The organism is uncultured Aquimonas sp. (assembly GCF_937888285.1).
GTDB lineage: Bacteria > Pseudomonadota > Gammaproteobacteria > Xanthomonadales > Xanthomonadaceae > Aquimonas.
Window position 1 is genome coordinate 63,408 of record NZ_CALART010000098.1, and the last position, 14,289, is coordinate 77,696.

A 14,289-nucleotide genomic window follows, 5' to 3' on the forward strand; every position below is an offset into this window, starting at 1 on the left:
GCCTGCTCCCCGGAATCCAATCCCCCAAAAAGCACACGGGCCGCTTGCGCGGCCCGTGTGGGGTCTTGACTTGAACCGCGGCGGTGCGAACACCGCCGCGGGCTGCTGGCTTACTTGGCACCCACCGCGAGGCGGGTCTGCAGCTCGCCGTTGGCGCTGGCGTAGTCGATACGCACCGCGTCACCCGGCCACACCTCGATCCAGCGGGTGCTGCTCAGGCCCTGCTTGGCGCCCGCCTGAAGCAGGCGGACCTGCAGCAGACCGTTCACTTCGCGAACCTGCAGCTGCAGCTGCTGTTCACCCAGCACGTAGCGGGCGGCGTTGACCGACTTGTAGCTGTCAACCACCGCTTCCAGGGCAGCACCGTCGATCTCGACCACACCGCCCGAGGACTTCAGCGCTGCGTTGACCTGCAGGCTGTCGCCTTCGAAGCCGTCCGCGAACAGCGCCACCGTGAGGTTCAGGGTGAACGTGTTGTTGGCCGGGTTGGTGTCGGTGATGCCGTCCGGCGCGATCACCGACGCGGTGTTGCTGATCGCCGCCGGGGTGCCGATCACATTCGCGGTGATGGTGATCACCACGCTGCTGTTGGCCGGCAGGTTGACATCCACATCCACGTCGCCGGTGCCGCTGGCCGTGGCGCAGGTGCCGCCGCCGCTGTTGGTGGCGCAGGTCCAGCTGGCGTTCTCGACCGTGTTCGGCAGGGCGTCGATGACGCTGGCGCCGTTGGCCGCGCCCGGGCCGGCATTGCTCACCAGCAGTTCCCAGGTGATGCCGGTCAGGGTGTAGCGGCCGGTTTTGACGATCGACAGATCCACCGTGGCCGGGTTCACCGTCACCACCACCGAGCCGGTCTGCACCAGGTAGTTGGCATCGGCCGCCTTGGTCGCGGTCACGGTGCAGGTGCCCGCAGCCAGCGCGGTCAGGGTGCTGCCCGTCACCGAGCAGTTTGCGCCGCCAGCGGTGACCGCGAAGCTCACCGCACCCGTACCCGAACCGCCCGTCGTCGTCAGCGCGCTGGTCTGGCCAGCGATCACCGGGTTCGGCGTGGCGGTGACCACCAGCGGCTGCTGGGTGGCCGGGTTGATGACCACGGTCTGGGTCACTTCCGGTGCCGCCAGGTAGTTGTCGTTGCCGGGCTGGTTCGCGGCCACCACGCAGTTGCCCGCGCCGATGATCGTGATCGCACCCGTCACCGCATCCACCGAGCACACCGTCGTGCTGGCCGTGCTGTAGCTCACCGCCAGACCGCTGCTCGCCGTCGCCGACACCGAGCCCGCCGTGCCACCGAAGGTGAACGGACCGGGGTTGGCGCCGAAGGTGATGGTCTGAGCCGCCTTGTTGATGACCACCGTCTGGGTCACTTCCGGTGCGGCTTCGTAGTTGTCGTTGCCGGCTTGGTTCGCGGCCACCACGCAGTTGCCCGCGCCGATGATCGTGATCGCACCCGACACCGCATCCACCGAGCAGATACCCGCGCTCGCCGTGCTGTAGCTCACCGCCAGACCGCTGCTCGCCGTCGCCGACACCGAGCCCGCCGTGCCACCGAAGGTGAACGGACCGGGGTTGGCGCCGAAGGTGATGGTCTGAGCCGCCTTGTTGATGACCACCGTCTGGGTCACTTCCGGTGCGGCTTCGTAGTTGTCGTTGCCGGCCTGGTTCGCGGCCACAACGCAGTTGCCTGCGCCGATGATCGTGATCGCACCCGTCACCGCATCCACCGAACACACCGTCGTGCTGCCCGTGCTGTAGCTCACCGTCAGGCCGCTGCTCGCCGTCGCCGACACCGAGCCCGCCGTGCCACCGAAGGTGAACGGACCGGGGTTGGCGCCGAAGGTGATGATCTGCTCAGCCTTGTTGATGACCACCGTCTGGGTCACTTCCGGTGCGGCTTCGAAGTTGTCGTTGCCGGCCTGGTTCGCGGCCACCACGCAGTCGCCCGCGCCGATGATCGTGATCGCGCCCGACAGCGCATCCACCGAGCACACCGTCGTGCTGCCCGTGCTGTAGCTCACCGTCAGGCCGCTGCTCGCCGTCGCCGACACCGAGCCCGCCGTGCCACCGAAGGTGAACGGACCGGGGTTGGCGCCGAAGGTGATGGTCTGAGCCGCCTTGTTCACCGTCACCGTGATGCCCGTGGCCGTGCTGCTGGCCTGGTCATCTGCGTCACCGGCGTAGGTCGCAGCCAGCGTCCAGGTGGCGGCTTCCAGACCCATCAGCGTGCAGCTGCCGGCCGTAGCGACCGCGCTGCAGGTGACCGGATCCTTGCCCGCCGCCGTGGCGGTGACCGTCACCAGCCCCAGGTTGCCGTTGATGCCGCCGCTGACGCTGGTGGCGATCGAGATCGACTGACCGAAGGTGATGGTGCTGTCGGCGGTCGTGAACACGATGCTGGTCGGCACCTTCTCCACCACATAGCTGGCCACGGTGTTGCTGGTGGTGCCGGTGAAGTTGCTGTCGCCCGCGTACTCGGCGCGCACGTTCGTGAAGCTCTGCTCGCTGGTGAACGTGACCGCGCAGCCGCTGCCCGGCAACGTGTAGCTGCAGATCAGCGTGCCCGCCCCGTGCACCACGTTCACCGTGCCGGTCGGCAGCGGCGAACCCGGCGTGCCGGTGACCGTCACGTCGAAGCTCACCGACTGGCCGATCTGCGCCGGGCTGGCCGGCGAAATCGCCAGCGTCGCCGCGGTGCTGCCCTGGTTGACGGCCTGCGAGAACGCTGCCGAGGCGCTGGCTGCGTGCTGCAAATCGCCCGCATAGGCGGCGGTCACGGTGCGCGCACCGGCGGTGTTGAAGGTCAGTCCGCACTGGCCCGCCGCCACCGTGGCAGTACAGGTTTCACCGGTGCTGGCGGTCAGCGTCACGTTGCCGGTCGGGGTGGTACCCGCGACGTTGGCGACCACGGTGTAGCTGAACAGCACCTCGGCCGACAGCGCCGACGGGTTGGCCGAAGCGCCCGTGATCGTCGTCGTTGTGGCCTTGGCCGTGACCGCGTAGTTGCGGTTCTCGAAGCTCTGCAGGTAGTTGGTGGTCTGCGCGTACTCGGCGCGGAACACATAGTTGTTCACCGGCAGGCCTGCCGCCACGTTGAAGGTGGCCACACCGCCGACCAGCGGAACCTCACCGATCGACTCGCCATCGCGCAGGAACACGATGGTGCCCGGCGGGATACCGCCGCCCGGAGCCACCGCGGTCACCGTCGCGGTCAGGGTGAAGCCCTGGCCGAAGGGCGAGCTGGTGACCGGAGCGATGGTCAGCGCCGTGTTGGTGTTGGAGCGCAGCACAGTCAGCGTCTGCGAGGCCGCCGTGGTGGACGCGCCGTCGTTGGCATCACCCGCATAGGCCGCCGTGACGGTGTAGCCGTCCGCCAGCACAGGGCCGGTAGTGACCAGACCGGTCAGGGCACAGGTGCCCGCCGAAGCCGGCGCTGTGCAGGTCACGGTCGAACCCGGGCGGGTCGCCGTCACCGTCACCGTACCTTCGTTCGGAGCCACGCCACCGGACACCGTGTAGGCAACGTTCACCGTCTGGCCGAAGCGCGCCTCGGTCAGGTTGCCGGCATTGAGCGTGATGGTGGTGCCGGTCAGCACGACCTGGGTGACCGTGTTGCTGGTCGCGGTCAGGTTGTTGAGGTCGCCGTTGTAGACAGCGGTGACCGGGTTGCTGCCCTGCGGCAGCGCCGTGGTGACGCACTGGGCCGTGAGACCCGTGAGCGCCACGTTGACGCAGCCGGCGATGTCCACACCGTTGTTCTGGAAGGTCACCGAGCCGGTCGGGCTGAAGCCACCGCTGACGGTCGCCGTGAAGGTCACCGAATCACCCGGGCTGGTCGGCGAACCACTGCCCACCAGGCCAATGCTCGGCTGCTCCTGGTTGATCACGACGTCCTGCGTGACCTGCGTAGCGGCGTTGTAGAAGTCATCGCCACCCTGGTTCGCCGTCAGCACGCAGGTGCCGGCGGTAATCATGGTGATACCACCGTTGCTCGGGTTGACGTCACACACCGTCTCACTGCCCGCAAACACACCGTACTCGATGGTCAACAAGCTGGTCGCCGTCGCCATCACGTTGCCGGTCGAGCCGCCGATGGTCAGCGGGCCCGGGTTGGCGCCGAAGGTGATGGTCTGGTCGGCCTTGACCGCGGTGATCAGCACCGTGGACGTCGCGACGTTGTAGTTGGCGTCGGCCGCCTTGGTCGCCGTGACTTCGCAGGTGCCGATGCCGGTCGCGGTGATGGTACTGCCGCTCAGCGAGCAGGCGTTGCTGCCAGCCGTCGGCGTATCCGCCGTGATCGCGTAGCTGACTTCGCCCGTGCCGTTGCCGCCGGTGGTGCTCAGCGCACTGGTGGCGTTGTAGGCAATGGTCGTCGGGTCAGCCGCGACCTCGAAATCAGCCTGTTCGGCCTTGATGGTGTCGACCACGACCGTACCGGAGACCGGCAGGTAGTTGTCATCACCCGCCATCGTCGCCGTCACGGTGCAGCTGCCGTCGGCCGCGATCGCAGTCAGGGTGCTGCCGGTGATCGAGCAGAAGGCTTCGCCGGAGGTGACCACGTAGGTCACCGCACCGCCAGTCGTGCCACCGGTGACGCTCAGCGCGCTGGTCTGCAGGTAGACGACCGGATTGGTCGCTGCGGCTGCGATCAGCTCGGCCTGCTCAGCCTTGGCCACTTCGATGTCGAGCTCGACCTGATCCGCGGGCTCGTAGTCGTCGTTGCCCGCCTGATCGGCAGCCACGGTGCAGGTGCCCGCCAGCAGCGGCGTAACCTGGTCGCCCGTGACCGAGCAGATCGTCGGCGTCAGCGAGCTGAACACCACCGGCTGATCGGAACCGCCGCCAGTGGCGGACAGCGTCGCTGCAGAACCCTGGTAGACCAGGCTCGCGGGGGTGGACGCGAACGCGGTGATGACCTGCGGGTTCTTGGCGATCACCAGGGTGTACTCACGCGAACCGCTGTACGGCGTGCCGACGTTCGGAGCGTTGCTGCTGTCGGTGGCGGTCACTGTGAAGACGTAGCTGCCCGCCGAGGTCGGCGTGCCGCTCAGCGCACCGTCTGCGGCCAGGCTCAGACCCGGCGGCAGGCCCGCACCCACGGTGAACGTGAACGGCAGCGCCGCACCCGTACCGCTGGCAGTGAACTGCGCACTGTAGGGCGCGTTGCGCGTGCCGTCGTCCAGCCCTTCCGGACCGACCGTCACTGCCACGTAGGCGAAGGCCTGCACGACATCCGGCGCCGCGTTGTAGCTGGCGTTGCCGGCCTGGCTGGCGGTGATCGAGCAGGTGCCCGCATCAACGTAGCTCACCGTGGTACCGCTGACGGTGCAGATGTCGGTCGTGGTGCTGGCGAAGCTGACCGCACCGGCAGGCGCCGTCGCCGCGAGCTCAAACGTGCCGGCAGCCGCCGGACGGTTGGGCAGCGGGTCGAAGCTGATGGTCTGGTCGATCGGAGTGATCTCGACGTTCACCGTCTGCGGCGCAACCGCGTTGTAGTTGTTCGACTGCGGCACGCTGGCCGTGATCACGCAGGTGCCGCCACCGAGGATGCTGATGGAGACATTGCTGCCGCCGGTGCTCGAACCGCTGCCCGAACACACGCCCGCCGGACCGGCGCTCAGGTTGACCGCCTGACCACTGGGCGCACTGGTGAACACCGCCGTCGCCAGCGCCGACACGTTGAAGCTGCCGCCGTCCGCGAAGGGCAGCGAGGTCGGAGCCGACACCTCAACCGTCTGGTTGTCGCGGTTGACCAGGTGGTCATAGCCGAAGTCGTTGGCACCCGCGAAGTTCGGGTTGGTGATCGTCGCCGCCACGAAGCGCCAGCCGTTGGGCAGGGCCACGTCGCGGGTTAGATTGGCGATGCTCGCCGTGGACACACCCGGCGTTGCAGTCGGAGCCAGGGTCACCACGCCGATGGCATTGCTTTCGCCATCGAAGAAGTTGACGTCACCGGTCGGGTAGCCCTCGGAAGGCGGCGTCGCCGTGACCGTCGCGGTCAGGGTGAAGGGCTGGCCGAACACGCTCGGCGCCGGGCTGCTGCTCAGCACCAGAGTGGTGCTGGCCTGCAGGATGTTGATGCCCGCAGCTTCTTCACCCGTGCTCGAGAAAGCGTCGTTGCCTTCCACGCCCGGGATGAAGTCGGCCATGAAGGTCCAGGTACCCACCTGCTCCAGGCCATTGCCATTGCCCACGCTGAAAGTGCAGCTGCCCTCGCCGGTTTCGATGTTGAAGCTGCCGTTGTCGCAGATCGCCGACAGCGGGCCAGGGCCGTCCGCGTACACCGTGACGCTGCCCTCGTACTCGCCGAGGCCGCCGCTCACGTCGAAGCTCACCGTCACCTGCTCACCCACCAGGGCCGAAGTCGCCGGCGAGGCACCGCTGGTGAAGCTGCTGACGCGGGTGATGAGGATACTGGTGTCGCGCGGCTCCACGGTGTAGGCCAGCGGCAGGCTGTTGCTGCCGGCGAAGTTGTCGTTGCCGACGTAGCGGGCCACGAAGCTGTAGTTGCCCACGGCTGCGAAGCTGCTCGGGCAGGTGCCTGAGGCCGCACCGTCCGTACCCGCGCCACTCAGGGTCGCGGTGCAGAGCGCGCTGCTGCTGTCGCAGACCGGCGAAGAAGCCAGACACACATAAGCCGTGCCGCTGGCGACGTTGCCGGCGTCAAAGCCGTCCAGACTCGGACCGGTGATTGCTGCGGCATTCACAGTGAACACCACGCTCTGGCCGGCCTGCTGCTGGGATGCCGGCGCTGCCGACAGGCTCAACGAGGTGCTGCGCGGATCGACAGTGAGCACCGAAGCATCGCTGGTGGAGTCGGCATCGTTGCCGAGCTCGACGCCATCGAAGGCCACGACGAAGCTGTAGTCGCCCGCGGTCTGGAACAGACCCGGGACGCGGCAGCTGCCAACACCCGTGGTGGTGTCGAAGCTCAGGGCCGGGCTACAGGTCACCGGGCTGCCGTTGACGCTGACGTTGATCACGCCCTCGTAGGTGCCTTCGCCGCCGTCGACGTCGAAGCCGACCGTCACCGCGTCGCCGACCTGCGGATTGGCCGGCGTGAAGCCGGTGATCAGGGTCTGGGTGGAGGCCGAGGTCACGTCGTGCAGCGTGGTCGCCGAGTCACCCGCGAAGTTGGTGCTGGAGGGCACGAACACCGCCGACACCACCTGGTCGTCGCCGAACAGGGTGAAGGCGCGGGTGCAGTTGGCCGTGAAGGGCGAGGCCTGGCCGCTGACCGGAATGGTGCAGCCCGAGCTGGGCGTGCCCGCATTGGTCAAACCGTTGGCAGTGACTTCGATGCTGCCGTCGAGTGCGCCCGTCCCGTTGGTCAGGCTCAGCTCGACCGCGAACAGCACGTCCTCACCCGCCGCCGAGCTGCTCGGCGTGGTGGTGACGGTCAGCTCGGTGGTGGCCTGCACGATGCTCAGGCTGTCGCCGTCAATGGCGGGCAGGTCCTGGGTATCGCCCGCATAGGCACCGTCCAGCGTGTAGGCGCCCACATCCTGGCCGCCGGCAAAGGTGCAGACGCCGGTGTTGTTGGCCGGGGCGCTGTTGCTGACGCAGGTGGCCGTGGCATTCGTCGGGCCGGTCGCGCTCAGGCTGACCGCACCCTCGAAGTCGCCGGCACCGCCCGTGAGGCTGTAGGCCACGTCGTAGCTGTTGCCGAAGAAGGGCGCAGCGCCCGGCGGCGTCAGCGTCAGCGTCACCGGCAGGCCCAGCACCGTGACGGCCTGGCTGTTGCTGCTGGCGGCGAAGTTGGCGCTCTGCACGTAGCTGAAGACCAGCGTTGCACCGCCCTTGGTGCTGAAGCTCAGTTGGCAGGTGCCGGTGCCGCCGGACAGGCTGATGTCGCAGCCGGTGGTGGCAGCAGCGTCACCGCCGGTGCCGCGCACCTGCACGGTGCCGTTCGGCGTGCCTTCGCCCGGGGCCACCGCGGCCACCGTGGCGCTCACCGTCACCGTCTCGTTGACCTCGATGTCCGGGCCTGCGGCCGGCGAGATCGAATTGATCGTCACCGTGGTGCTGGCGCGGTTCACCGTGTGCACGGTGCTGTTGTTGCTGCCGATGAAGTCGGTGTTGTCGAGGATCACCACGTTGTAGGTGATCGGCGACAGGCTGACATCCGGGTTGGTGGTGATCGTGGTGGTGGCCGTGCTGGCCGCGCCCTCGATGCCCGGCACGATCGGCACTTCAACGACCGTGACGTTGCCCGGCTGACGCACGAAGCGCGCCGTACCGGTGACCGGATTGGCGCCCGGCGCGGTGGCGTTGAAGCTGGCGCTCAGCACGATGTCCTGGCCGAACACGCTGGGGCTGTTGCTGGTCAGCGTGCTGGTGGTGTTGCTGCGGGTGACATCAAAGGCGAAGGGGCCGGACTGCGAAGCCAGCAGGCGCGGCGTCTGCGCCAGCGAGGCCACGAGTCGCGCCACGTTGTCGCTGGGCTTCAGGCCGCTCAGCACGCAGCTGCCAGCGCCTGCGGTAGCCGCGCCGCTGCAGCTGCCAACCACAGCGCCGCCTGCTGTCTGCGCTTCAACCGTGACCGTGCCGCCTTCGCTGACGCCGGTCGCATCCGCACTGCTCACCGTGAAGTTGACGGTGAAGCTCTCGTTGGTGCGCGCACGCGTGCCGCCGTTCAAGGACGCGGTGGTGCCGGTGATGGCGGTTGTGCTGGCGGTGCGCTGGGGAAAGACTTCCGGGGAGGGGCTGGAAGCAGCGCCGCTGCCGGCGCTGTTGGTCGCGACAACGGTAAAGGTGTATCCAAGGTCGTTCGACAGACCGGCGACATCGCAGGTCGTGGCCGGCGCCGTCGCCGTACAGGTGCCCGAGGGCGAGCCTGTCACGGTGTAGCTGGTGATCGCGGCACCGCCATCGTTGGTGGGTGCCGTCCAGTCGACCGTGGCTGACTGGTTGCCTGCGGTGGCACCGACGTCGGTCGGCGCATCCGGCGTCGCCGCGAGGATCACGATGGTGGTGCTCGCGTCACTGAAGCTGCTGGCACCAATCGCATTGATGGCGCGGACGCGGAACTCATAACCGGCGCCGGGGGTGAGCGGGCTGGCCACGCAGGAGGTTGCGGTGCTGGCCTCGGTGGTGGCCGGCGCGCAGGCACCCGGCGCATCGGACCAGCTGCTCCCGCCGTTTCCGGAAATCTCGAGCGTGTAACCGATGATGGGCGAACCGCCGTTGGCCGGCGCGGTCCAGTTCACCGTGGCCTGACCTGCGCCAGCGGTGGCGGATGGCGCGTTCGGGGTGTTGGGCGGGCCGACAAGGGTGAAGTTGACGGAGCCATTGGTGCTGACGGTGACGCCGTCAGACTGCAGGATCTGGATCTGGATGGACTGGTTTCCGCCCGTGGGGGCGTTGACCACGCCGGTGATCGCCACGCGGTAGGTGGTTTGTCCATTGAGCGACTGGAAGCCGTCGGTGATTGCGAGGTTCAGGAAGCGCGCCCCGCTGTCGATGGCATTCAACGTGGGCTCAGTCCAAGTTCCGGCGTTCGGAGGAGTAGTGAGACCTAGCCCCGACCCTGCTTGATTCCAGGAGGCACCACCCAAGCCGTAGCCCGCCGGGAAGGTGATTCGGATGTTCGGATCGGTTGCGTCGGCATTGCCGCCACCATGCCGGAAGGTGAACTCGTAGTTGGCCGTTTCACCCGCGATGTTGCTGGTCGCAGTGACGGTGCCGAGCTCCAAATGGCTCTTGACCGAAGCCGGCTCGGGCTTGTTCTGGGCGATGGCGGCGCCCGCCAGCAGCATCAGCGAAGCCGCGGATGCGGCCAGCCTCCTGCCCCAGCTCCGTGCCGGGGGTGCGCCCCGCGGCGATGTGGGATGTGTATCAGTCATGGTGAGGTCTCTTTCTTGATGATGATTTGAGAGAACAACAGGCACCGACTGCGGTGCCCCGTCTACTACGGGCACCGCCTAGCCGGCTGGATGACCCATCCCACGCTCGCGCGTGGCGTCAAACAGCCCGAAGGCCGTGGTGCTGCAGGCCCGGCCGGGGGGGAGTCCCACCCGGGCCGCGCGCTCCGGGCAGGCCGCCCGGAGGGATCGCGCCGCCGGCCAGTGGCCAGCGGCGGAACGCAGGCGCAGCCCGGGCGCGAGGGCCGGGCTGCGGAGAAAGGGAGTACGAAGGAGGACGGGCGCCGCCGACGTCTGGCCGACGCGGGCAGGGCGCGGCGCCGGACCGAACAGCGCCGGAAAGCTGACACCGACCGGGAACGCGTGCCGAAGGGCCACGGCGGAAATCCGGCTCAGCAGAAAGCAGATCAGGTTTATCAAGGGTTTAAGCACGTCCTCTCCTCCTTCGCATCCGTGATGAGCCGTTCCGGCCCATAGCGGTGGTGTTCGAAGTGCAAGGCGGATGCCACGGGCGAGCGGCGGCCTGATGTCGCGCTGCAGTTCGCGGCACGGGTCTTGCGCGACTTGGTGCGCGGCGTGGGCGTGGATGCGCGGGCGATGGGGGCGATGGGGGCGACGGATCGCGCGGCCGCAGCGCGCCCTGCCTGCGGCGCCGATTGCAGCGGCGTGTTTCGCGCCGGCTGCGTTTGGACGGGCGGCTTCTTTCGGACCTGCTGCGTTTGGGCGGGCGGCCTCTTTCGGACCTGCCGGCGCATGCGCTGCGCTTATGCGCCCTACAACCACGAGCGACGCCGCGCCTCCAACAAAGCCGACGTCCCTGTGCGCGTAGGGCGGATAAGCACAGCGCATCCGCCACCAAACCCCGAGTGACGCCACGCCTCCAACGAAGCCGACAGGCCCCGTGCGCGTAGGGCGGATAGGCGCAGCGCATCCGCCACCAAGCCGCGGGTGACGCCGTTCCTTCAACGAGGCCAGCGCCACGGCTCCGCTTGGGGCACGGCGTCTTCCGGACCCGCTGGCGGATGCGCAGCGCTTATCCGCCCTACAACAGCGAGTGACGCCGCGCATTCAACAACGCCGACAGCCCCCGTGCGCGCAAGGCTCGCGCCCCCGCGACCCACCTTCCGCCCGGCACTGTCCTTTCGTACAGCTGCGCAAGCGCATCGGCGGGCGGAGCATCGGGGCTGGCGAGAGACGGCCGACCACGGCTGCCCGTCATCACCCTGGGGAGGGAACAGCATGAACACTCTGATCCGCGCGGCCTGCGTGGCCGCTCTTGCCATGTGCGCGCTGCCGGCCATGGCGCAGAGCTGCCGCGACGCGGTGGTTCTGGTGCATGGCAATACCGGCGCGCCGGCCGACTGGGCCAACACCGTCGCCGAGTTGAAGCGCCGCGGCTACACCGATGCGCAGATCCACCGCCCGAGTTGGGGCAGCAAGACCTGCGCGGCCTGCAACGACCACAGCGGCAGCGAGGAAACGCCGGTGCTGAACGCGATGGTCAATGCGATCGCCGGATCGTGCACCGGCAAGATCGACGTGATCACCCACTCGATGGGCGGCACCCTGGCCGGGCGGGTGATCCAACAGAACGGCCTGCGCCCCTACGTGCAGAGCTTCGTCGGCATCGCCGGCGCTTTCCGCGGCCTGTGGACCTGCGGCAGCTACCCGTGGAATGTCGCCACCAGCACCTGCGGCTACTGGGGCCTGTCAGTGGGCAGCCCCTTCCTCAACGGTTTGAACGGCGCGCGCTTCGGCGACCGCGTGCATTCGATCAAGTCCTACTACGACCAGATCGTCTGCGGCAGCGGCGTCTGCACGGTCGGCGGCGTGCACTCCAGTGCGATCTGGGGCGAGAACAGCAGTACCACCTATACGTATGGGCACTTCGGGCTGCTGGACTACACCGCGGCGAAGCAGGTGGACCTGATCCAGTAGCTGGCGTGGTGCGCAGCGCCCCGGGTGCGGTGGGTGTGTGGCTCATGGTGGGCCGGGGCCCACCCTATGTGGTGCGCGGCGGCGGCGGTGCGATGGGCTCGCGGCTGCGGTGCGGGCGTGTGCTTGGCGCGTGCGGGGCGCTGGTGGGTGCGGCGGGCGTGTGGCTCATGATGGGCCGGGCCCACCCTCTGTGGAGCGGAGGTTCTCGCAGCAGCGATCTTCGAAGCGGCCGCATCTGCGTCCACCCGAGCGCATAGGGTGGGCCCTGGCCCACCGTGGCCTGCAACCCGGCCCCGGTCGCAACGCCGCACCGTCAAGGCAGGGCCGGAACCTGGCCCGTGCCGCGCAGGCACACCGCCAAGGCAGCCTCCGCGACTCGCCGCGCCCGGTGGCACGGCGGAGCGTTCTTCGCTGGAGGTATGACAGTTGCATTCGAGCCCTGGGGCTTTGTACCGGGGGTTGTCCATGTCCACTTTCCGACGCTGGAGCGTCGCCGCCAAGGCGGCGCTGCTGATTGGTCTCCTGACCGTACTTGGCTTCATCGCGGCAGGCGTGGTGATCTACCAGCGCGCTGCGGCGATCGCGCGCGACAGCGCCCTGCAGGAGCTGCGCGCGGTGGCCAGGGCGGAAGCCAACGCGGTCGCCGACCTGTTGAACCAGGGCCCGCTGCTGACCCGCTCGCTGGCGCGGACGCTGCTCGACGACATCGAGCAGGGTCGCCAGGACCGCAGCCGCGTCGCCACCCTCACCGCCAGCCTGCTGGCCCCGCAGACCCAGTTCGTCGGCATGGCGGTGGGCTTCGAGCCCGACGCCTTCGACGGTCGCGACGCCGAATTCTCATCCGCCGATGCCATGCACGACGCCAGCGGGCGCTTCGTGCCCTACTTCTTCCACACCCCGCGCGGGGTGGAAGCGACCGTGCTGGAGAGCTACGACACGCCGGGCGACGGCGACTACTACCAGCTGGCCAAGCAGACCCGCGGCGAGGTGATGATCGAGCCCTACCTCTACCCGATCGACGGCAAGGACGTGCTGATCACCACCTTCACCACGCCATTGATCCGCAACGGCGAGTTCATCGGCATCGTCTGCGTGGACACCGGCCTTGCCGCGCTCCAGCAGCGGCTGGCGGCGGTGAGCGTCGGCCAGCAGGGGCGCGTGCGCCTGATCTCGGCCAAGGGCGCGCTGGTCGCCGATCGGGATGCCAGCCTGATCGGCAAGCCCTATGGGGCAGCGGACGCCGCTGAGATGCTGGCGGCCGTTGGCGCCGACCGCAGCCACGAGAGCTTCGACGCCGACAGCGCCCAGGTCTACATGCCGATCCGCATCGGCAACTATCCGGGCCGCTTCGCGCTGGCCGCCGAACTGCCGATGAGCGAGCTGCTGGCCGGCGCACGCGCAGTCGGCGTCACCGTGTTCTGGGTGGCCCTGCTGATGTCGCTGGCGGTGATCACCGCCACCCTGCTGCTGCTGCGAAGGCTGGTGGGCGCGCCCCTGGGCGCGGCCGTCGCCACCGTCGAGCAGCTGGCCAGCGGCCGCTTCGACGCGCGCATCGACCGCACGCGCGAGGACGAGATCGGCCGCTTGAACCGCTCGCTGCTCGACATGCGCGGGGCCCTGCAGGGTTTCATGTCCGAGCAGACCGAGATGAGCCGCAGCCACGAGGCCGGCGAACTCAATCACCGCATCGATGCACAGCGCTACCCGGGTGCCTTCGGCGAGATGGCGGCCGGCGTCAATCGCCTGGCCGAGGGCCATATCGGCACCAGCGAGCAGATCGTCGCGGTGGTGCAGAGCTATGCGCGCGGCGACATGAGCGTGCGCATGCCCGAGCTGCCCGGCGAGAAGCGCCGCATCAGCGAAGCGGTGGACGGCGTGCGCGAGAAGCTGCTGGCCGTGCGCGACGAGATCCTGCGGCTCTCGCAGGGGGCGGCCGCGGGCGCCTTCCATCTGCGCGGCGAGGCCGAGCGCTACGAGTTCGCCTTCCGCGAGATGGTGGATTCGCTCAACCAGCTGATGGCCACCGCCGACGACGGCCTGGAGCGCACCTGCCGGGTGCTCGCTGCCGTCGCCGAGGGCGATCTTTCGCGCAGCATCGAGGGCCAGTCGCAGGGTCGTTTCGCCGAGCTGCAGCGGGCGACGAACGCCACGGTGGCGCGCCTGCGCGAGATCGTCGGCGACATCCAGCAGGCGGTTGGCGCGATCAATTCCGCGGCCGGCGAAATCGCCTCGGGCAATGCCGATCTTTCCTCACGCACGGAGCAGCAGGCGGCGGCGCTGGAAGAGACCGCGGCGAGCATGGAAGAGCTGACCTCGACCGTGCGCCAGAACGCCGAGAACGCGCGCAGCGCGAACCAGCTGTCGATCGGTGCCGCCGACGTCGCCGAACGCGGTGGCAAGGTGGTCAGCGAGGTGGTCAGCACCATGGGCCAGATCAATGCGCAGTCGCGCAAGATCGAGGACATCATCGGCGTCATCGACGGCATCGCCTTCC

At 68.6% G+C, this 14,289-nt stretch carries 3 protein-coding genes; 2 read left to right on the plus strand and 1 reads right to left on the minus strand.

The annotated features are described in order from the left end of the window. Nucleotides 1-110 precede the first annotated feature (110 nt). Nucleotides 111-9,752 carry an Ig-like domain repeat protein gene (locus tag Q0654_RS18280; RefSeq protein WP_298856408.1) on the minus strand — a complete coding sequence of 3,214 codons (9,642 nt, stop codon included), beginning with the start codon at nt 9,750-9,752 and terminating at the stop codon, nt 111-113. A 1,344-nt stretch (nt 9,753-11,096) separates the two neighbouring features. Here Q0654_RS18280 and Q0654_RS18285 point away from each other — a divergent pair. Together Q0654_RS18285 and Q0654_RS18290 are read left to right on the plus strand one after the other, a co-directional pair. Beyond that, the gene (locus Q0654_RS18285) at nt 11,097-11,795 is read left to right on the plus strand and encodes an alpha/beta fold hydrolase (protein ID WP_298856409.1); all 699 of its coding nucleotides are present in this window, start codon (nt 11,097-11,099) and stop codon (nt 11,793-11,795) included. Nucleotides 11,796-12,260: 465 nt separating this feature from the next. Then, nucleotides 12,261-14,289: HAMP domain-containing protein (locus tag Q0654_RS18290; RefSeq protein ID WP_298856410.1), on the plus strand; the 2,029-nt coding region annotated here is incomplete at its 3' end.